The sequence below is a fragment of the Microbulbifer donghaiensis genome (genome assembly GCF_900129095.1).
Lineage (GTDB): Bacteria > Pseudomonadota > Gammaproteobacteria > Pseudomonadales > Cellvibrionaceae > Microbulbifer > Microbulbifer donghaiensis.
On record NZ_FQVA01000001.1, the window covers coordinates 2,067,491 to 2,086,924 of the forward strand.

Here is a 19,434-nt window from a genome sequence, read left to right on the forward strand (position 1 = left end):
GGATTTCCGATTCGCAGGAGGGTTAAGGCATGGAGCCGGCAGCCACTGGTACCGGCATGGCGCCCGTCGCCGCCGTCCTGACAGTTTTTGCGCTGGTCTTCGGCTTCATCAGCTGGCTGCGCCTGCTGCGCGTCGGCTTTGGCGAGCAGACGGCGCTCGGACTTCTCGCCGTATTCCTGCCACCGCTGGCGTTGCTGCTGCTCCTGCCCCGCTGGCGCCAGGAGCGCGAGATGTTTTTGCTCGCCGCGGCCGCGCTGACCTTCTTCTGCGCGGCCCAGCTTCTTTGAGCCCTGTGGGGCTCCCACATTCTAGGAGGTTTCCGCGCACCGGGTCGCAATCGGCGGCCAACTTGATCCAGGTCAAGTCGCTGGCGCCGCCGGCACCTAGACTGGCCTCATCAGATAGTTGGTATTGAGGAGCCAGAGATGGATGCGTTAATTGATCTGTTCACCAGCTTTTCCGGCCTGCTGAGCCTGGGCATTATCGGGTTCGTCTGCCTGATGGCCGCCTATTTTATCCGCTTGGCCCTGCGCAAAATCGAACAGGAGAGCTGATCCAGCTTCCGTTCCGCCGCTACTGGCCGAAGGGTCATAGAGCCGCCAAATCGAGGAAGGCCGCGACACCGTATGTGTTGCGGCGGCGCTTTTCACGGGTTGTGGAATTTTTCCGCTATGCCGCTTTCCAAAGTGCGGTAACCGCTCGACTCGCATCTTCGAGGACAGGCCAGAATGACCCGCGCCAAAGTTTGCACTCTCACTGCCGGCCTATTACTTGTCGTCGCAACCGCCGCCTGTGAAAAACAGGAGCGCGGCTTCGCGGCGGAAATCCACACCGTTGACTATCGCTGTGAAAATGGCGAACGCCTACAACTCAAATACGTGATTCCCACCGACGGCGAACCGCGGCTGGCCACGCTGACCTATCGCAATACGATGATCCCGATGCACCAGGAACCCGCCGACTCCGGGGTGCTTTTTGTCGCCGACAAGGGACAACCCAACTATCGCTGGCATACCGAAGGGGGCCAGGGCGTGCTGCTCAAGCAATCCCTCGGCGATGGGCAGGTGACTGAACAACTGAAAGACTGCCGCAGCGCAGAGCAACCTGCAGAAGGCGATTAATCGGCCGTACAGTCAAATTGCTCTGCGCGCGCATCGGTAAAATAGCCACGGCTTAAATACTGTAGCGCCTGGAAAATTGCCTGCTCGTCTGCAGCGATACCGCCGTGCGTTTGCGGCAAGACCAGAAAGCTGCACATTCCCGGCAAGCGCGCACTTTCCACCGTGATACGTCCGTCATCCTGGCCCGCCAACAGCGACGAAGCCAGGGGATTAAGAGAGCGGTTGCCGGCAATGATCCCCAGGTTAAACGCCGCCGGCTCGAGTTGTAACGGCACGCTGCCAGCGCCGGTACCGAGCTGGCGCCCGGCGGGCCCATTGATGTCCTTGATATAGGGAATACAGCTGAGGATGTCGCCGACACGGCTGCCGTGATTGGGCGGCGCGAGCATCACGATCCGGTTCAGTTGCGCCACTGAATGCCGCTGCAGATAGTGACGGACCAGGAGACCACCGAGGGAGTGTGTAACGAAGTTCACCGGCCGCGCGTTTACCCGCGCGCACTGCTCCAGCCCCGCTTTGACTGCGTAATCCGCCAGCTCGGCAATTGGTTTTTGTCGCGATGGATAATCGATATTCGCTACGTAGTAGCCGGCATCTATCAGTTGATGCTGCAGTGGGCGCAGGCTGCGCGAGTCTTTGGTAAGTCCGTGCAGCAGGATCACGCATTGGGTCTCTGCGCGCACGGAAGCCGCGAAAAACAACAGAACCGTAACCGCCGCCGCGAGCGACAGTTTCCCCTGGGTGATTCCCCCCTTAGGCACTCTCTTCCTTGGGGCGGGATCTTACCCAGCGCCCCAGGATGAGCCCGAGCTCAAACAGCAGCCACATGGGTACTGCCAGCAGGGACTGCGACAGGATATCCGGCGGTGTCAGCAGCATGCCCACCACGAAGCAGGCGACGATGACGTAGGCGCGCTTCTGCGCCAACACTTTGGGCTCGACCGCACCGCTCCAGATCAACAGCACCGTGGCGATGGGAATCTCAAACGCGAAGCCGAAGGCGAAAAACAGCTTCAGCACCAGATCCAGGTAGCGACTGATATCCGGCAGCACCTTGATATCGGCATGGGCGGAACTGACAAAGAAGTCGAACAGAATGGGGAACACGACAAAATACGCGAACGCCATGCCGGCATAAAACAGGATCACGCTGGAAATCAGGATCGGCGCGGCAAAGCGCTTTTCATTTTTGTACAGGCCGGGGGCGATAAAGGCCCACGCCTGATAGAGCACGTAGGGGATGGCGATAAAAAAAGCCAGGATAAACGTGGTCTTGAACGGTGTGAAAAAGGGCGAGGTCACTTCCGTGGCGATCATGCCGGCGCCTTCGACCAGCCGGTCCTGCAACGGATCGGCGACGATATCGTAGATATCCGCGGCAAAGGGCACCATGCAGGCAAATATTGCCACCACGACCAGCAGTACCCGCAGCAGGCGATCGCGCAGTTCGATCAGGTGATCGATAAATGGCTGATGGCTTTCTTCGGGCTGACCCTGTTCTTGCGGTTGCTCGCTCATGACTGGCTATTTTTTTCCTGCGGCGTTTTTTCCAGGGGCAGGTCTTTTTCTGCAACGTGCTCGGGGTGTTGCGGATTCATATCCGGATCGCCGTAGTCGTGCCAGTGCTCCGGATATTCGGGGTCCTGCAGTTCCTCGGCATTCTCGTCCTGTTCCGGCAGGTAGTCCTCCGCGTCATCGGTGGGATGACTGGGATCGAAAGTTCGCTCGGGTTGCGCAGATTGCGGCGCGGACTCGCTTTGTGCCGGTGCGACTTCCTCGCGGCCGGCCTCACTGAAAGCCTGCTCCATTTCCCGGCGGCTCTCCTCGAGCTCGCGCATGATGCGCTCGTTGTGCAGCTCGCGGCGAATATCGTCCGCGCCCACCTCTTTTTCCAGCTCTTCGCGCGCGTTGTGCAACGTGCGCTTGATGCCGGACCACCAGCGGGCGGTGGTGCGGATCGCGTCCGGCAGCCGCTCGGGCCCTACCACGAGCAGGGCCACGACGCCGACCAGCAGGAGTTCAAAGAAGCCGATATCAAACACAGGCCGAATCTCGCGCTCGTATATTCGGGAAGGGTTGTCGAATTATTTGTCCTGGGACTGTTTTTCCTTGTCCTGCACGGATTCTTTCGTCTGCGGTTTTTCCGTTTCGTCGTGCTGGAGGCGATCCGGCTCCTTGTCGGACTCTTTGTCCTTGTCCTCGTCCTTTATCGCCTTCTTAAAACCCTTGATGGCACCGCCCAGGTCGCCACCGAGATTTTTCAAACGCTTGGTACCGAACAGCAGCAGCACGATCACCAGAATAATCAACAGCTGCCAGATACTAATTCCACCGAATCCCATAATTTTCTCCAGATTGATTGCGGCCGGGCCGCTAAAGCATCAGTCGTTGTTCGAACGCGCGGCTTTTTCTTCCAGCCCCGAGAGGCCGAAGCGACGCCCCAGCTCACGCAATACGTCCTGTGAATCCGCGCCCAGGTGTGAAAGCATCACCAGGGAGTGAAACCAGAGGTCGGCGGTCTCGGCGATCAGCGCCTGCCGGTCACCGCCGTTCTCCGCGTCCTTGGCGGCCAGGATCACCTCGGTGGCTTCCTCGCCGACTTTCTCCAAAATCTTGTTCAGCCCTTTCGCATGCAGGCTCGCCACATAGGAGCTGTCGGCGTCGCCGGCGCGCTTGCGGCTTGCCAGTACCGCGTCCAGTTGTTGCAGCAGGTCACTCATAGTTCGGGCGACTCGTAGATGGTTTCCGGGCTCTTGATCACCGGCTGAGTGGTCGACCACTCGCCGCCCTGCAACACGCGGTAGAAGCAGCTGCTGCGCCCGGTATGGCAGGCTATGCCGCCCTGCTGTTCCACCAGCAACAGAATCGTATCGCCGTCGCAGTCGAGGCGTATCTCGCGCACCTGCTGCAGGTGTCCGGAAGACTCGCCCTTGCGCCACAGCTTGCCGCGCGAACGGGACCAGTAGACCGCATAGCCCTCGCTGGCGGTGATGGCCAGTGACTCACGATTCATCCACGCCATCATCAGTATGCGCCCGGTTTTGAAATCCTGCGCGATAGCGGGTACCAGGCCGTCGCTGTTCCAGCTGACCTGGTCGATGAATCCGGCTTTAGGATCTGCTTGCGTCAATGTCCCTTCCTTCAGACTTCCAATTGTAGGTTGGACTCCAAACATTGAGTTCCAACGAATACGCAGCGCTTATGCGACCTAGGGCCACAGCAGCAGCACCAGCGCGGCGGCGCCCATGGCCCAGCCCGCCGGTGGCAGCTGCGCAAACCAGTCCGGAGCGGCAAGCGCGGTGGCGCCGAACGCCAACAGCACGCCGGCGATGCGCCGGAAATACTGGCGCCGGCCGCGGCGGTGGCTGCGCGCCAGCTGCTCGCCGATGTTGTCCAGCTGCGGCGCCAGTTCGCGGGACTGTTCCAGCGACGAATACACCAGCTGCGGCAGCTGCGGAAACTTCTCCAGCCACTCCGGGCCGTAGCGCTTGATCTCGCCCAGGATCGTGCGCGGGTGGATGCGGTCGCGCATCCAGCGCTCGAGAAATGGATGAGCAGTCTTCCACAGATCGAGCTGCGGATAAAGCTGCCGCCCCAGCCCCTCGATATTGAGCAGCGTCTTCTGCAGCAGCACCAGTTGCGGCTGCACCGCCATGTCGAATCTGCGCGCCGTCTGGAACAGGCTGATCAGCACGCGTGCGAAGGAGATCTCGCCGAGCGGCTTCTCGAAAATCGGCTCGCACACGGCGCGGATCGCCGCCTCGAAGGTGTTCACCGGGGTGTCGGCCCGCACCCAGCCACTCTGCACATGCAGCTCGGCCACCATGCGGTAGTCGCGGCGGAACATGGCCAGCAGGTTGCGCGCCAGGTAGTACTGGTCCTCGCGCGACAGGCTGCCGACGATGGCGGTGTCGATGGCGATGTACTGCGGGCGGCGGGGATTCTTGCGCGATACGAAGATATTGCCGGGGTGCATGTCGGCGTGGAAGAAATTGTGCTCGAACACCTGCTTGAAGAAGATCTCCACGCCGCGCTCGGCCAGCAGCTGCATATCGGTGTCCTGGGCGCGCAGTTGCGCCACGTCGGTCACCGGAATGCCGTCGATGCGCTCCAGCACCAGCACGTTTTCCCGCGTGTAGTCCCAGTGCACCTCGGGGATATACAGCAGCGGCGAGTTGCTGAAGTTGCGCTTCAGCTGGGTGCCGTTGGCGGCCTCGCGCACCAGATCCAGTTCGCCCTCGATGGTGTGGCGGTAATCCTCAACCACCTCCACCGGGCGCAGGCGGCGGCCGTCGGGTACCCAGCGCTCGATCCAGCGGGCGATGACCCGCAGCAGGCGCAGGTCCTGCTCGATGATCCTGTCGATACCCGGGCGCAGCACCTTGACGACGACGGACTCACCGGACGGCAGCACGGCACCGTGCACCTGCGCCACCGACGCGGACGCGAGCGGCTGCCGGTCGAATTCGGCGAACAGCTCATCGACACTGGCCTCGAGCGCCTGCTCGATCCGCGCGACGCACTGGTCCGTCGGGAAGGGCGGCACATTGTCCTGCAGGTGGTCGAGTTCCTCGACGATATCCGGCGGCAGCAGGTCCGGGCGCGTCGACAGCAGCTGGCCGAACTTGACGAAGATAGGCCCCAGCTCTTCCAGCGCGCGGCGCAGCCGTTCGCCGCGGCCCATCTTCGGCTGCGGCACCAGCTTCAGCGGTGCGAGAAGGCCGCGCAGCCACAGTGGCCGGCGGGTGGCCGGCAGCAGCTGGTCGAGGCGGTAGCGCAGGACGACCCGCGCGATCTTAAAACTGCGAGCAACCGGCAAGGCTATTCGACCTCCCGCCGGGAAAATCTGTCCCGCAGCAGCTGCACCCGCGCCTCGAGGCGATCCGCCGCCAGGGTCAGGTCGGAAAGATCGTCGACGAAGGCCTCGAACTGGGCCTTCGGCGGGGTCAGGTGCCACTCCTCGCTGACGGCCTCCGCCGCCGCGGCGGGTGCGCGCATCAGATTGCCGCGCAGCCAGCGCGAGGCGTCGCGCAGCAGATTGCCGACGGTGTGCGCGGGCACGTCGCCGACTATTTGCGCCAGCGGCGCCTCCCAGTCGATCTCCAGGTCGCGCATGATGGACTGCAGTTCCGCCAGCAGCGCACTGGAGCCGCTGACATGCACGCCCAGCCCGGCCGGGGTCGCCGAGGAATCCCGCAGCAGCCGCACGAAGGCGATCGCCGAGCCGCTCAGGCGGGTCGAGATTTCCCCTTCCCAGTGGTGGCGCACCCGCACCTGGTCGCCCTCGATGCACAGGCAGAACTGCAGGCGCGGCGCGGTCAGGTCCAGCGCCAGCGCCTTGCCGTCGAGTTTCTGCAGGCGCGCGCGGGTGCCGGGATCGTATTGCAGCGCGGTGTTGATTGCGGTTTCCAGCGCGGCATCGAAGCCGGCGCGAAATGTCGGGTCCAAGGTGACGTCCTTAGCTTCCTGGCCTTAGGGTTTGATGCCTTTGTGCAGTGCGACAATGCCGCCGGTCATATTGTGGTATTCGCAGTCCACGAAGCCGGCGTCCGCCATCATCTGCTTCAGGGTCTCCTGGTCCGGGTGCATGCGGATGCTCTCCGCCAGGTAGCGGTAGCTCTCGGCATCGTTGGCCACCAGCTTGCCCATAAACGGCAGCAGGCGGAACGAGTACTGGTCGTAGACCTTCTCCAGCAGTTTGGACTGCGGCTTGGAGAACTCCAGCACCAGCAGGCGGCCGCCCGGCTTCAGCACCCGCAGCATGGAGCGCAGCGCCAGGTCCTTGTCGGTGACATTGCGCAGGCCGAAGGCGATGGTGATGCAGTCGAAGGTGTTGTCGGGGAAGGGCAGGTACTGGGCATCGGCCTGCACCGGCACCACATTGCCGGCGATGCCGCGGTCGAGCAGGCGGTCGCGGCCCACGCGCAGCATCGACTCGTTGATATCCGCCAGCACCACGGTGCCGTCGGCGCCGACGATGCGCGAGAAGCGCGCGGTCAGGTCGCCGGTACCGCCGGCGATATCGAGGATCGTCTGGCCCGGGCGCGCGCCGGAGAGTTCGATGGTGAAACGCTTCCACAGGCGGTGAACGCCTCCTGACATCAGGTCGTTCATCACGTCATAGCGCGCCGCAACCGAGTGGAAAACCTCCGCTACGCGACCGGCCTTCTCCTCTACCGGAACCTCTTGATAGCCGAAGTGGGTGGTCTTGCGATCCTTCATGCTGTGCCTGCTGAGCCCTGTCGAGCCCCTGTCTGGTCAATTTAGAGGGGCGCCATTGTACATCGACGGCGGCGCGCAGGCACCGCCCCCTTGTGATTAACCGGGCCCGCTTTGCGGTCAGCTGAATAAATGCGCAGCGGCACCCACTAGACTTTACGGGGAGCGGCGAGTGGAACGGCAACATGGTCTATCAGCTAAAGCGCAAATTGCCCCTGGCGAAAGCCCTGCGCCGCACCGCGCGCAGGGAAATCGCCGGCGCGCTGCGCGACCTGCAGGCGCTGCCACAGGAAGAGGCCGTGCACGAGCTACGCAAACACTGCAAGAAGATGCGCGCGCTGCTGCGCCTGGTGCGCGCGGATATCGGCGACCTCTACCGCTACGAGAATGCCCACTACCGCACCCTCGCCGGCGGCCTGTCCGGCAGCCGCGACGCCGTGTCGGTGCGCGACGCCCTGCTGGCGCTGGCACCGGCGGAGCGCTTTCCGCAGATTTTGGAATTCCTCGAGGCTCGCGCCCGCGGCCAGGCCGATGCAGATGCGCTGGAAGAGGCCAAGACATTGCTGCAGCAGGGCGGCGAGCGTATCGGCGACTGGCCACTGGAGACACTCAAATGGAAGCACGCGCGGCGGGGTTACCGGCGCAGTTACCGGCGCGCCGCAAAGACCATGGACAAGGCCTTCGCCGAGCGGAGCGCAGCCAGCTTCCACGAATACCGCAAGCGGGTCAAAGACCAGTGGTACCACACGCGCCTGCTGCAAAAGAAATGCCGCCGGGCGCTGCGCGGGCGGCGCAAGCCGCTGAAAAATCTGGCCCAGGCACTGGGCGACTGGCGCGACCTGGCATTACTGCGCGAATTGGTGGGGCGACAGGGGACGCAGTTCCGCGGCGAGCTGATTCCGCTGCTGGATGCCGCCGACGAGCGACTCGACACCCTGCAGCAGGAAATCGAACGCCTGAGCCGACAGCTGTTTACGGCAAAAAAATTCGCATTCAATGGCGGTTCCTAGCGCCGCCAGCGCTAATTCGCCGACATCTGCAGGATAATTTCCGCGACTTGTGCGAATTCTTTGGCATAATCGAGGAAATATCGCGCACGGGAAGGGAGCCCTGCCATCATGCTTGATTGGCTCAACGCACATATCGCCTATTGGCACTGGCTGGTACTCGGCCTGCTGCTGATCACCGCGGAAATTTTCGTTTCCGGTTTCGTCCTGTTCTGGTTCGGCCTCGCCGCCCTGCTGATGGGAGTACTGACCCTGGCGGTGGACATACCCATCACCCTGCAACTGATCCTGTGGGCGTTCTCGTCGGTCGCGCTCGTGGTGATCTGGGTCAAAAGCATCAAGCCCCGCTGGAAAGACCGCACCCTGTCCGGCATGGCCGCCGAGGCACTCAACGGCCAGATCGGCCTCGTTATCGAATCCAATCGCGGGCGCAACCGCGGCAAGCTCAAATTCCCCGCGCCGATACTCGGCGAGGAGGAATGGCTGTTTATCTGCACCGAGGAAGTCGCGATCGGCGACCGGGTCAAGGTAACGGACATCTCCGGCAATTCGCTGATCGTCAGCCGCATCTGACGATCTGAAACCTGTCGTCGTTCCGGCGCAGGCCGGAACCCAGGAACTCCGAACGTTCTGGATTCCGGCATTCGCCGGAATGACGATTCTCAACGCTTCAAAAACTCAAAAATCAATTTCGGCTTTACCGAGCTTTCATCCGGGAGGGGAAAAAACAGTGGAAGGTTTATATGTAGTACTGGCGCTGGTCGCACTGGTGGTCATCACCATCGCCAAAGGCGTGCGCATCGTGCCGCAGGGTTCCAAGCACATCGTGCAGCGCCTGGGTAAATACTACCGGACGCTGACGCCGGGCATGAACGTGGTGATCCCCTATATCGACCAGGTGCCCTACAAGGTCACCACCAAGGACATAGTGCTGGATATCCCCTCGCAGGAAGTCATCACCCAGGACAACGCCACCATCATCGCCAACGCCGTGGCCTACATCAATATCGTCTCGCCGGAAAAGGCCGTCTACGGTGTCGAGGATTACGAGATCGCGATCCAGAACCTGGTGCAGACCGCACTACGCTCCATCGTCGGCGAGATGTCGCTGGACGCGGCGCTGTCGTCCCGCGACCTGATCAAGGCCAAGCTGAAAGAGGGCATCTCCGACGATATCGCCGACTGGGGCATCAACCTGAAGACCGTCGAGATCCAGGATATAAACCCATCCGCCACCATGCAGAAGGCGATGGAAGAGCAGGCCGCGGCCGAGCGCCAGCGCCGCGCCACCGTGACCCGCGCCGAGGGTGAGAAACAGGCCGCAATCCTCGAAGCCGATGGCCGCCTGGAAGCATCGAAGCGCGACGCCAAGGCGCAGGTGGTACTGGCCGACGCCAGCCGCGAGGCCATCGAGCGCGTGACCCAGGCCATCGGCGACAAGGAGATGCCCGTCATGTACCTGCTGGGCGAGCGCTATATCGGTGCACTGTCGGAGCTGTCGCAATCCGACAATGCCAAGAACGTGATCTTCCCGGCGGATCTGCCGCAGGCGGTGAAGGGGTTGCTGAACCGATAACTAGAGCAAGCCCTGGCCGCCACCGGTCCGGGCTTAGCAACGGCACGGATCCATTGTCTTTAGCTGCGCCTCCATCCTTGTGAGCACTCATACAAGCACCTGTTCTCCGCAACGCTGAGAGAAAGCTTTTCCTTCTGCGCCCCCTTAGATCGAAGCAATATTTCTATCGATTAATTAGACCTAAAATCATGAATAGTATTTATAAACTTATATTTTTTATTTTTTTGGTCGGCTGCTCCCATAGCAACAAGTTTGACGCTAATAGCGCGTGGGATGAACTGATTACTACGCTGAGATCTGAATATGCCTATATAGACAGAGTGAATGAAGACTTCGATAGCGTAATCTCAAACTTTCACTCCAAGGCGCTAGCAACAACTTCAAAAGAAGAATTTATCGATGTCGCTCAGTCGTTACTACGCAACTTCCGCGACCCTCATCTCAACCTAGGGCCTTATGACAACGATGACTTTATTGTTTATCCAACTGGCTCAGATATTTACGCTGAAATACAAGCAAGCTCAGTGGTCATTGTTGACATAAAATCTGATTCTGCGGCATTTGAGCAGGGATTACGTCCTGGCATGACGATAAAAGGAGTAGACGGATCAACTATCGACGAAGCAATTGAAGCGGTTACCGGCATGCCTATCGAAAGACTGTCGTTAGCGCAGAAAAATTATGCGCTTAATATCGCTCTGGGCGGCAAACGCTATCAAAGCCGAACGCTAGCAGTTGTAAATGAGGACGGTGAGCACAGCTACTCTCTAGCCCCGAGTTATGACAGCATTAACAGGCTGAAAGATGGACCGGCAGTTAGCTTCAGAGATATCGGCGGCGTCGGCTATATCCGGTTTAATAATGCACTTGGTAATAACACGAGCGTGGACGAGTTTGGCAATGCCATCAGCTCTCTGGAGCAAAGCCAAGCGCTTATTATTGATCTGAGAAACACGCCGAGCGGTGGCAACACCGGGGTGGCGGAGCCCATTTTGGGGCACTTCACTGAAGCTAAAAGGACTTATCAGCGCTATCGCACGCAAACACCAGGTCGTTCCTATAGCGAGGCGACGTTACAGCAAGCAACCGTGTCACCGCAGTCACCCCTTATAAACAAACCCTTTGTCGTGCTGGCCGGACGATGGACCGGCAGTATGGGCGAAGGCATGACCATCGGGCTTGATGCATTGGGCGCGAAAGCTGTTATAGGCGCGCCAATGGCCGATTTATTGGGCGGCATAAAACGGATAGAGCTTAATGTGAGTGGTGCCTGGCTAGAGCTTGGATTTGAGCGCCTATACCATGTAAATGGAAGTTATCGGGAAGATTTTATACCCGACATGCCGCTGAACTCTGCCGACATCGATGAACAGGGTAGGGACCAGGCTTTATTAGTCGCACTTGATGTGTTGACTAAAGGTTGAATTTATAAAAAAGCGATGAAGGAGTCGGGCGCCACCGCAATTCGCGCCGAAGATGAAAAGGCAGACGGCGATCCTCGATATGCATCGCCGCCCCGCCCTCAAGGGTGACGCCAAGGCACATGTAGTACTGACCGACGCAGGCCGCAAAACCATCGAGCACGTCTCCGCCGCTGTCGGCAGACAGGAGATACCGGCGATGCACTCAATCGTTGAGCGCTTTTTAGAGGCGCCATCTGAACTTGCAAGATACTGCGACGCCAAGAACGTGATTCTTGCCGGTGTGCCTGCCGTATCGCATTCCCAAGGTCGTCTTAGCCGTTCACAGCTAATGTGGATTTTTCTGCTTCCAATAGGAAATCGGCCCTTGCTTACCTACAATGCCCGGCGATTCCACCAACTGAGTTTCCGCTGTGACCAAGCCCGATACTGACCACCCCCGCGATTTCCAGTCCCTGCCACTGCAACAGCCCCTGCTGAAGAACCTTCAGGACCTCGGCTACGAGCGCCTGACGGAAATCCAGGCCGCGGCGCTGCCGGCGATTGTGGCGGGCAAAGATGTTATCGGCCAGGCCAAGACCGGCTCCGGCAAGACGGTGGCGTTTGGCCTGGGCGTGCTGCACAAACTGCAGGCGGAGCGCTTTCGCGTGCAGGCGCTGGTACTGTGCCCCACGCGGGAGCTGGCGGACCAGGTGGCGCGGGAGCTGCGCAAACTGGCGCGGGCGATTCACAACATCAAGATCCTGACGCTGTGCGGCGGTATGCCGTTCGGGCCGCAGATCGGCTCGCTGAAGCACGGCGCCCATATCGTCGTGGGTACGCCCGGCCGCATCGAGGACCACCTGCGCAAGGGCAATCTCGACCTGGGCGACGTACAGACACTAGTACTGGACGAGGCGGACCGCATGCTCGACATGGGCTTCCAGGCGGTGCTGGACCAGATTGTGGCGCAACTGCCACCGCAGCGGCAGACACTGCTGTTTTCCGCCACCTACCCCAAGACCATCGACGCGCTGGCGACCCGCGTGCTGCGCGACCCGGTCAAGGTGGAAGTGACCACGGCGCACACCGAGAGCACGATAGAGCAGAATTTCTACCGGGTGGAGAACAACGAGCAGCGGCCCGCGGCGCTGCACCAGCTGCTGGCCAGTAACGACGTTTCCGCCGCGGTGGTGTTCTGCAACACCAAGAAGGAAACCGACGAGGCCGCCCGCGCGCTGAAGAGCGCCGGCTTTGCCGCACTGGCGCTCCACGGCGACATGGAACAGAAGGATCGCGATCGCACGCTGGCCCTGTTTGCCAACGGCAGCGCCGCCATCCTGGTGGCGACGGACGTCGCCGCGCGCGGGCTGGATATCGAAGAGCTGCCGATGGTGGTGAACTACCACCTGTCCCGCGACCCGGAGGTGCATGTACACCGCGTCGGCCGCACCGGGCGGGCCGGGCAGAAAGGCGTGGCGCTGACGCTGGTCAGCAAGAAGGAAATCTACAAGCTGGAGCGGCTGGAGGAGTTGATGCAGCAGCCGATAACGCTGCAGGAAATCCCGCCCCTGCCCAGGGGGTTCGCGCCTGCTCGACCGCTGATGTCCACCCTGCAGATCGACGGCGGCAAGAAGCAGAAAGTCCGTGCCGGCGATATTGTCGGCGCCCTGACCGGCGAGGGCGGTATCGACGGTGCGCAGATTGGCAAGATCCAACTCTTCGACTTCTCCACCTTTGTCGCAGTAGAGCGGACGGTGGCCAAAAAAGCACTGAACAAGCTCGCCAGTGGCAAAATAAAGGGCCGCAAGTTCCGCGCGCGGATTGTGGGAGTCTGAGCTGAATAGCTCCCGGTTAAGAGCTTTGCGTAGGATGGGCAAAGCGAAGCGTGCCCATCAGTTCCGCCGAACATAAAAATTGGTGTCAGAGTAAAATATTTCTACTTATCTGAATCGACAAATTAGGCGCCAAAACAGCAGAATATTGAACCCGGTCCGCCGCAACGATATTGCCTGTTCGTGAACTACAAATTTAAACTCCTCCTCTGTGGATTTGCGATGCACGCAGTACCGCAATCCGGCCTAGCGGACATATTTAATCGAATTTTTCGCATTATTACCGCCTGTTAATTCGCACAGTTTTTCTGACTGGCAATTTATTGCCTGGTCAGCGGCAAAGGCGCTGCCGATTTTATTAACGGCATTTAACAGAATGGAAGCTATCTATATCAAAAGGAAGGGATTGAAATGATTAACAGTAGCGTAGGACTAGGCGGCGCGAACCAGAGGGATGTCGTGACCTATGTGCAGAAGCTGCTAAACCGGTATATCGAGTCCCGCGCGATTTACGTGTTTGCGTTTCTCAAAGTGGATGGCAATTGTGGGCCACATACTATTGCATGCATCAAGGAATTTCAGAGCCATATTGTCGGCCTGGCAAACCCTGATGGGCGCATTGACTCCAATGGCAGAACGATTAAAGCACTGGAAAATTACAGGTCTGCGCAAAAGCAGCGACTTTATGAATTCAGCATCGGAATGCCCGCCCCTCTGTCGTTTACGGACCGGGCAAGCGCCTCCTTGCCAAAGAAAGCTGCCGCAAATTCCACGACCACGGTTACCGATGACCCCAGAAAACTGATGACACGAGCGGCGGTAGCCGAGGCCTACGGCTCGATTTCTGCAAGTAAAGTCTGGGCGAAGAAAAGCACTTACCTGAAAATGTTCAAAATCCCGGATTCGATAACAAAAGATAAAGATTATGCCTGGGTAAACGTGTATGACCCCAAAAAGCGTAAGGTGAGCAAGATCTGGTGCCACCAGGCGATGCACACATTCCTCGACGCCGCGCTGAAAAACTTGCAGAAGCAGAGCTTACTGGGCGACCTGAAGGAATTTGGCGGCTCTCACGCTATTCGAGCGACGAGGGGCACCACAAACTGGTCCGCGCACTCCTGGGCATTGGCCATTGATATCAATATGACCGGCAATGGCCTGGGTGAGACACCGACTATGTCCAAAAAATTTGTGAAATGCTTCACCGACGCTGGGTTTTTCTGGGGTGGAAACTACTCGAGAAAGGATGGCATGCACTTTACAATCGCAGGATTTGACAAACCAAGATCTTCTTGACTGCAATCGGATACCCGGAATAACAATGAAACTGATTTTGAAGACTTTGCTCACTCTGGTGGTTTTTTCCGCGGCTGCCTGCAATAGCGAAGCCGGTAGCGAAACCTCGAAAAAAATGCTGCAAACTTCTTATACGCGCATCGATTCCTGCAGGGAAACCGTGGACAACGTCAACGCGGCTTTTTCCATCCTGGACTGTGGCAAATTGGGCGAACATGATTTGCAGATAACCGTGCAGTCGCCCACTGTCTTCACGGTGCACCTCAAGAACGGCAGTAGTGAAGTCATGTCCGAGTTTGAGGAATTGAGTGGAGATTTACCGCTCGAGACCGGACCAACGCTTGAATGGTACAGCGATAATCACCAGCCGCGTCTTATGGTGTTTCGCGTCCGGTGGGGTACAGAAGAAGCGCCATTCCAGATGAATGAGCGGTTGGTGATCAGCCATATTGGCATAGACCGTATATGCCCGCTCGCTACCGTGGATGTGCAATCCAACAAGAATGCCAACGAGAAAGCGCGCGCATTGATCTACGAAAAATTCCTGTCGATCTCTGAATGCCCTGAATCCGTATTGACGTATTAAGCCGATTCTGGATTCGATGCGGCGCGCCAGCGTGTCGGCCCTTCAGGGCGCGGCTTCTAGCCGCGGATGGCAGACACCCGCATGGAGAGACTGCTTATCCTATTGCGAATTTCATCGTTGATCTGCGGCTCATGCATGGCCCCAGTACACCACTGAACGGCATACCACAGCAAGGTCAGGTACCCGTAGATCACCCGCCAGCGATCGAGCCTCCGCCAATCCTGCCGCGACAAGGGTCGATTCAGGTATTCCGCGAGCAATAGTTGCTGCCGCTGCTTATTCAGACGGTATTCTTCGACAATCACCGCAAGTTCATAAAATGGGTCACCCATGGCGGTGTACTCCCAATCTACGGCATACAGATTTCCGTCTTCGCCGGCTATCAGGTTGCTTGCCAGCAGATCGTTGTGGCAAAGGCAGGCACCGGTACTCATGTCCAATGCCGCAGCGATATACTGCGGGGCTTGTTGAGCCAGGGCTCTTAATGGCTCACAGAAATCCGCTCGTTCATCTATGGACTGCCAGTAGCTCGCCGCCTTGGCGCCGGCGTCCAGCCGCGCATCTATGGCCGGCAATGCGTGAATTCGGCGCAGCAGCCGTGCCAGCTGTTTCAGTTCACCATTGCCGCTCGCACGCCAGGGCTTGCCCTCGACAAAGCGGGTGACCAGGTATTGGTGGTTTGGGTCGCAATAGATGAGCGGTGCACACAGGCCGGCCTTGTCGGCGTGGCTCAGCGCGGCGACCTCGGCACTGCGGTTCAAATCCAGTGCGTCACTGATGGCGGAGTTCTTGCGCAGCACCCATTTTTCTTTGCCGGCGACAATCAGGTAGCTCTGATTAGTCAGGCCACCGGGGAGCGGTTGTACGACGGCCGGCTCGAAGACGCTCCAATGGGGCCAGTCGGCCGGGACAATATCAGTTGGAGATGTGCTCATGCGGGCACCGTTTCGGCATCCCCCGGTAGCAATTCGCTTCTATAAATGGCCAGCCACTGGAAGAAACCGACGATCACGATAATCACGTAGAGCGCAAACAGCAGTGCCGTCAGGTAGAGCCCCCGGTCGAGATACAGATAGATGGAAACACCGTCCACAACAATCCAGTAAATCCAGTTCTCCAGCACCTTGCGCGTCACCATATAGGTGGTGATCACGGCGCCCCAGGTGGTGAAAGAATCCAGATAGGGCAGGGCGGCGTTGGTATTCGTTTGCAGCAGATAACCAAAGGCGACAGTTAACGCTCCGACGCCAGTCGCAACGAGCAGATGTGTGCGCAGCGGCCAGCGGTGGATTTTCAGATCCTGTTGCGCATCGCCGTGATGCCGCCACTGCCACCAGCCGTAGACGGCCATCACCAGGTAAAACACCTGCAGTGCCGACTCCATCAGCAGGCTGACGTCCCAGAACAGGAACAGGTAAATCAGCGTGCTGGCAAAGGCCGCACACCAGCAGCTGATCTTTTCCTTCATCGCCAGCAACAAATAAGCCAGCGCGAGAATCACTGCGGCGATTTCCCACAGCGACATGGCGGCGACGGATGCGGCTATGGCGCTGAAGAATTCTGAACTAAACACTGCTCGTTACCGGCGCCAGGTCGCCGTCGATGAACTTACAGATGAAGATTGCGCGGCCATGTTTTTCGTAGGACGCGCGCATTTCCTGCTTCAGCACGTCCATCAGCAGGTCGTAGTCGCCGAACACCTGGGTGCTCATGGTATTGGTGATCACGCGCAGATCCGGGTGGCGATTCAGCCGATCGATAAAATCCTGGATGCTGGGGATGTACTCGTCCTTCAACGGGTACATGCTGATTTCAACGGAGAGTTTCATTGGTTTTTTCTCCCGGGGCATTGCTCAGACTGCTCTGTAACTCGTCATTCCGGCACAAGCCGGAATGACGAAATGAACTTTCCAATCTAACGAAACAAATCCGCCCCAAATTTCTAGAACGTATAAGTACCGGTGACACCCGCCACGCGCGGTTCGCCAAACTGATAGAAGGCCTCGGGCGCATAAAAATTCTCGGGGTTGTTGCCGAACTGGTTACTGAAGTAGAAACCGCGGGTGAAGTAGTCCTTATCTGTCAGGTTTCTGCCCCACAGTGCCACTTCCCAGTCGTCGCCCTGATAGGTCAGGCGCGCGTTCAACAGCTCGTAAGCGGTAGATTTTTCGTTGTGGCTGTTGGAAAAATAGAACTCGTCTTTTCCTTCCACTTCCAGGCGCAGAATCAGGTAGGGCAACAGTGCAATCTCGGCACCGGTGAAAAACTGGTAGCTCGGAGCGTGCGCCACCTGGCGGCCATCGAGATCCACCGGAGCCAGCGCGATGCCGTTGTAGTCGTCCCGTGCATCCACGTGCGACGTGCTTGTGAAGCCTTCAAATTCCGCCTTCAACCAGCCCGCCGACGCAAACAGGCGCAACGCATCGCTGGCGAGATAATTCAACTCGGCTTCCACGCCGGTGGTTTTGCCACCCGCCGCATTGGTCAGGAAGTCATCGAAGGAAAAATCATTCGGGTCGAAGATGGACTGCTTGGCCTGCACATCGCTGCGGTCCTGATAGAAGGCGGCCAGCTGTGCCTGCAGGCGATTCTCCAGCCACGCGCCCTTGATACCGAGCTCGTAGTTGAGCAGTTGCTCGGTATCGAATTCGAACACATCGCTGCCGATGGCCGGATTGGTAGCCGACGCGGAAATGATGCGGCCGTTGACGCCGCCGGCCTTGTAGCCGCGGGACACGGTGCCGTAGATCAGTATGTCTTCCGCGTACCGGTACTCCAGCGAAATATTGCCGCCCCAAAGGTTTTCATTGTTGCTGGAATCTACCGCGAGCGAGTCGGCGTAATCGGCATCGCGCTGTTCAAAGCGGAGGCCGGTTACCAGCGCGAACGTATCGCTGAGTGCAGTGCGCAGCTGTCCGTACACTGCGGCGCTCTGCGTATCGAACTGGCTGGTGAAGCTCTGGTTGCGCTCCAGGTCCTCGCTTTCATCGCGCACATAGACCCCGGCAACCCAGCTGCCGCGACCATTGAACAGTGCGGAGGCATCCGTCGACAGCAGGCGCAGGTCGGCGCTCAGGTTCTTCTTATCGCGCAGGTAATTGTCGGTAGAGCTGTATTCCCACGGGTGAAAACCCACGTAAGTCCAGTCTTCGTCGTAACCGTATTCGGTATCTGAATCGGCGGCGCTCAGGGTGGTTTGCAGGGTGAACAAATCACTGCCGCTCCACTGGCCAATCACCGAAGCCGCCAGGGTTTCCTGCCGATCCCAGCCCGGCTGGTCCGACAGGGTCTCGCGGGTATTTTGCAGCGAGAAGGCGTCGTAGCCATTGTCGGCATCGAGGTAGAGCAGGGCAAAGTCCAGCTGCAGATCTTCCTGCGCCTGGTAGCGCAGTTTGCCGCGCACGACCGACTCATCGATATTGTTGGTGTCGTCGCGGCCCAGGTAAGTATTTTCGATATAGCCGTCGCCTTGCTGGTTCTGCGCGGCGAGGCGGTAGGTCAGTTGATCGGTCAGCGCACCGCTGCTGACCGCGGACAGGGTGCGGCCGTTGTATTCGGAAACTTCCGCGGACACTTTTGCCATGGGTTCGGCCGTAGGCGCTGCGCTGGTCATATTGATCAGGCCGGCCAGCGCATTGGCGCCGTAAACCGTGCCCTGCGGGCCGCGCAGAATTTCCACCTGGTCGATATCCAGGGTGCTGGCGGCCAGGCCCAGGCCGGTGAAGTCGATACCGTCGATGATCAGGCCCACGGACGGATTGACCGGGTCGATAAACTGGCTGCGCTCACCGATGCCGCGAATCTGCACAAAGCGCCCGCGCGATGCGCCGGCGGCAAAGTTGACGTTCGGGGCCAGGTTGAGCAGCTGCTCCAGGTTGCGGGCGCCGCGCGCAGAGATCGCGGCGTCATCCAGCACGCTGACGCTGGTGGGGAGGTCGAGCTGCTTGGTGTCGCGCAGCTGGCCGGTGACGACGACCTCTTCCAGGCCGGCGCCCTCCGGTTCAGCCGCCGCGAGCGCATTGGCCGCGGAAAGGCTGCCGGCAAACAGCATCGACCAGGCGATTGGTTTTATTCTAAAAACGGTGTTCATGGCTCTCTCTCGATTGAAACAGGAGTGAAAGAGACCCGGGGTGCGACGTGAGGAGGGCTGATGAGTGCTAGGGCCTGGACCCCGACCTATTCCTACGCCGGTATTAACCGGATCAGGTTCAAGGGTTTGCGGTTCGCGATCGTGCAGATCCGAAGCGCATCTCAGGCCGTAGCCACCCCTTAGGTATTGCGGGCGCGATGATAGCAGAAGTGCGCCCGGGGAGTCACAGAATGCACCTTTCCATAAAAAGGCCCCGGCAGCCCATAAAAAAGCCTCGGCAGCGTCACCACTGCCGGGGCTTCCA

At 59.3% G+C, this 19,434-nt stretch carries 23 protein-coding genes and 1 riboswitch; of the genes, 10 read left to right on the forward strand and 13 right to left on the reverse strand.

The features are described 5' to 3' along the window. Window positions 1–29 precede the first annotated feature (29 nt). From BUC36_RS08780 to BUC36_RS08790, 3 genes are all read left to right on the forward strand, one after another. Window positions 30–287, forward strand: coding sequence for a hypothetical protein (locus BUC36_RS08780; RefSeq protein WP_073273734.1), 258 nt, complete (start codon window positions 30–32; stop codon window positions 285–287). 138 nt (window positions 288–425) lie between these two features. After that, entirely contained in the window at window positions 426–554 is a 129-nt protein-coding gene (locus BUC36_RS08785; protein ID WP_073273735.1) for a DUF3149 domain-containing protein, read from the forward strand. A gap of 174 nt (window positions 555–728) precedes the next feature. Further along, window positions 729–1,121, forward strand: a complete 393-nt coding sequence (locus tag BUC36_RS08790) for an MliC family protein (RefSeq protein WP_073273738.1) — start codon at window positions 729–731, stop codon at window positions 1,119–1,121. On the opposite strand, the gene BUC36_RS08795 is transcribed toward BUC36_RS08790, so the two are convergent. The 9 genes from BUC36_RS08795 to ubiE form a co-directional block, all read right to left on the reverse strand. Continuing rightward, a complete protein-coding gene (locus BUC36_RS08795; RefSeq protein WP_143186919.1) occupies window positions 1,118–1,882 on the reverse strand; it encodes an esterase/lipase family protein in 765 nt (254 codons plus the stop codon). The two genes, BUC36_RS08790 and BUC36_RS08795, sit on opposite strands and share 4 nt — an antisense overlap. Then, the gene (gene tatC, locus BUC36_RS08800) at window positions 1,875–2,639 is read right to left on the reverse strand and encodes a twin-arginine translocase subunit TatC (protein WP_073273740.1); all 765 of its coding nucleotides are present in this window, start codon (window positions 2,637–2,639) and stop codon (window positions 1,875–1,877) included. Before tatC ends, BUC36_RS08795 begins: the two co-directional genes overlap by 8 nt. Then, a complete protein-coding gene (gene tatB / locus BUC36_RS08805; RefSeq protein WP_073273742.1) occupies window positions 2,636–3,163 on the reverse strand; it encodes a Sec-independent protein translocase protein TatB in 528 nt (175 codons plus the stop codon). Before tatB ends, tatC begins: the two co-directional genes overlap by 4 nt. A 42-nt stretch (window positions 3,164–3,205) precedes the next feature. Then, window positions 3,206–3,463, reverse strand: a complete 258-nt coding sequence (tatA, locus tag BUC36_RS08810) for a Sec-independent protein translocase subunit TatA (RefSeq protein ID WP_073273744.1) — start codon at window positions 3,461–3,463, stop codon at window positions 3,206–3,208. A 39-nt stretch (window positions 3,464–3,502) separates the two neighbouring features. After that, on the reverse strand, window positions 3,503–3,841 hold the full coding sequence (locus BUC36_RS08815) for a phosphoribosyl-ATP diphosphatase (protein WP_073273746.1): 339 nt from the start codon (window positions 3,839–3,841) through the stop codon (window positions 3,503–3,505). Continuing rightward, window positions 3,838–4,251, reverse strand: coding sequence for a phosphoribosyl-AMP cyclohydrolase (gene hisI, locus BUC36_RS08820; protein ID WP_073273749.1), 414 nt, complete (start codon window positions 4,249–4,251; stop codon window positions 3,838–3,840). The genes BUC36_RS08815 and hisI overlap by 4 nt, the downstream gene beginning before the upstream one ends. A 78-nt stretch (window positions 4,252–4,329) precedes the next feature. Further along, on the reverse strand, window positions 4,330–5,940 hold the full coding sequence (gene ubiB, locus BUC36_RS08825; RefSeq protein WP_073273751.1) for a ubiquinone biosynthesis regulatory protein kinase UbiB: 1,611 nt from the start codon (window positions 5,938–5,940) through the stop codon (window positions 4,330–4,332). 2 nt (window positions 5,941–5,942) lie between these two features. Next, window positions 5,943–6,569: a ubiquinone biosynthesis accessory factor UbiJ gene (locus BUC36_RS08830; RefSeq protein ID WP_073273753.1), complete on the reverse strand. Its 627-nt coding sequence runs from the start codon at window positions 6,567–6,569 to the stop codon at window positions 5,943–5,945. 24 nt (window positions 6,570–6,593) lie between these two features. Then, window positions 6,594–7,343: a bifunctional demethylmenaquinone methyltransferase/2-methoxy-6-polyprenyl-1,4-benzoquinol methylase UbiE gene (gene ubiE, locus BUC36_RS08835; protein ID WP_073273755.1), complete on the reverse strand. Its 750-nt coding sequence runs from the start codon at window positions 7,341–7,343 to the stop codon at window positions 6,594–6,596. Window positions 7,344–7,525: 182 nt separating this feature from the next. Here ubiE and BUC36_RS08840 point away from each other — a divergent pair, with 182 nt between their 5' ends. From BUC36_RS08840 to BUC36_RS08875, 7 genes are all read left to right on the forward strand, one after another. After that, window positions 7,526–8,350 carry a CHAD domain-containing protein gene (locus BUC36_RS08840; RefSeq protein ID WP_073273757.1) on the forward strand — a complete coding sequence of 275 codons (825 nt, stop codon included), beginning with the start codon at window positions 7,526–7,528 and terminating at the stop codon, window positions 8,348–8,350. A 108-nt stretch (window positions 8,351–8,458) separates the two neighbouring features. Beyond that, a complete protein-coding gene (locus BUC36_RS08845) occupies window positions 8,459–8,920 on the forward strand; it encodes an NfeD family protein (RefSeq protein ID WP_073273760.1) in 462 nt (153 codons plus the stop codon). A gap of 157 nt (window positions 8,921–9,077) precedes the next feature. Further along, window positions 9,078–9,923: an SPFH domain-containing protein gene (locus BUC36_RS08850; RefSeq protein WP_073273762.1), complete on the forward strand. Its 846-nt coding sequence runs from the start codon at window positions 9,078–9,080 to the stop codon at window positions 9,921–9,923. A gap of 188 nt (window positions 9,924–10,111) precedes the next feature. Then, window positions 10,112–11,347, forward strand: a complete 1,236-nt coding sequence (locus tag BUC36_RS08855) for a S41 family peptidase (protein ID WP_073273763.1) — start codon at window positions 10,112–10,114, stop codon at window positions 11,345–11,347. 410 nt (window positions 11,348–11,757) lie between these two features. Next, complete coding sequence (gene dbpA, locus BUC36_RS08865; RefSeq protein WP_073273767.1) at window positions 11,758–13,161, forward strand: ATP-dependent RNA helicase DbpA; 1,404 nt, start codon at window positions 11,758–11,760, stop codon at window positions 13,159–13,161. Window positions 13,162–13,569: 408 nt separating this feature from the next. Beyond that, on the forward strand, window positions 13,570–14,454 hold the full coding sequence (locus BUC36_RS08870) for a M15 family metallopeptidase (protein WP_073273770.1): 885 nt from the start codon (window positions 13,570–13,572) through the stop codon (window positions 14,452–14,454). Between the two features lie 25 nt (window positions 14,455–14,479). Then, window positions 14,480–15,040 (forward strand): hypothetical protein, encoded by a 561-nt coding sequence (locus tag BUC36_RS08875; protein ID WP_073273772.1) that lies wholly within the window; start codon window positions 14,480–14,482, stop codon window positions 15,038–15,040. Between the two features lie 56 nt (window positions 15,041–15,096). Here BUC36_RS08875 and BUC36_RS08880 read toward each other — a convergent pair whose 3' ends face one another. The 4 genes from BUC36_RS08880 to BUC36_RS08895 form a co-directional block, all read right to left on the reverse strand. Then, the gene (locus BUC36_RS08880) at window positions 15,097–15,975 is read right to left on the reverse strand and encodes a choline/ethanolamine kinase family protein (RefSeq protein ID WP_073273774.1); all 879 of its coding nucleotides are present in this window, start codon (window positions 15,973–15,975) and stop codon (window positions 15,097–15,099) included. Then, a complete protein-coding gene (gene pnuC, locus BUC36_RS08885; RefSeq protein WP_073273776.1) occupies window positions 15,972–16,565 on the reverse strand; it encodes a nicotinamide riboside transporter PnuC in 594 nt (197 codons plus the stop codon). The genes BUC36_RS08880 and pnuC overlap by 4 nt, the downstream gene beginning before the upstream one ends. A gap of 40 nt (window positions 16,566–16,605) precedes the next feature. Continuing rightward, complete coding sequence (locus BUC36_RS08890) at window positions 16,606–16,869, reverse strand: hypothetical protein (RefSeq protein WP_073273777.1); 264 nt, start codon at window positions 16,867–16,869, stop codon at window positions 16,606–16,608. Between the two features lie 113 nt (window positions 16,870–16,982). After that, the gene (locus tag BUC36_RS08895) at window positions 16,983–19,130 is read right to left on the reverse strand and encodes a TonB-dependent receptor (RefSeq protein ID WP_073273780.1); all 2,148 of its coding nucleotides are present in this window, start codon (window positions 19,128–19,130) and stop codon (window positions 16,983–16,985) included. A gap of 72 nt (window positions 19,131–19,202) precedes the next feature. After that, a riboswitch (TPP riboswitch) is annotated at window positions 19,203–19,320 on the reverse strand. Between the last annotated feature and the right edge of the window lie 114 nt (window positions 19,321–19,434).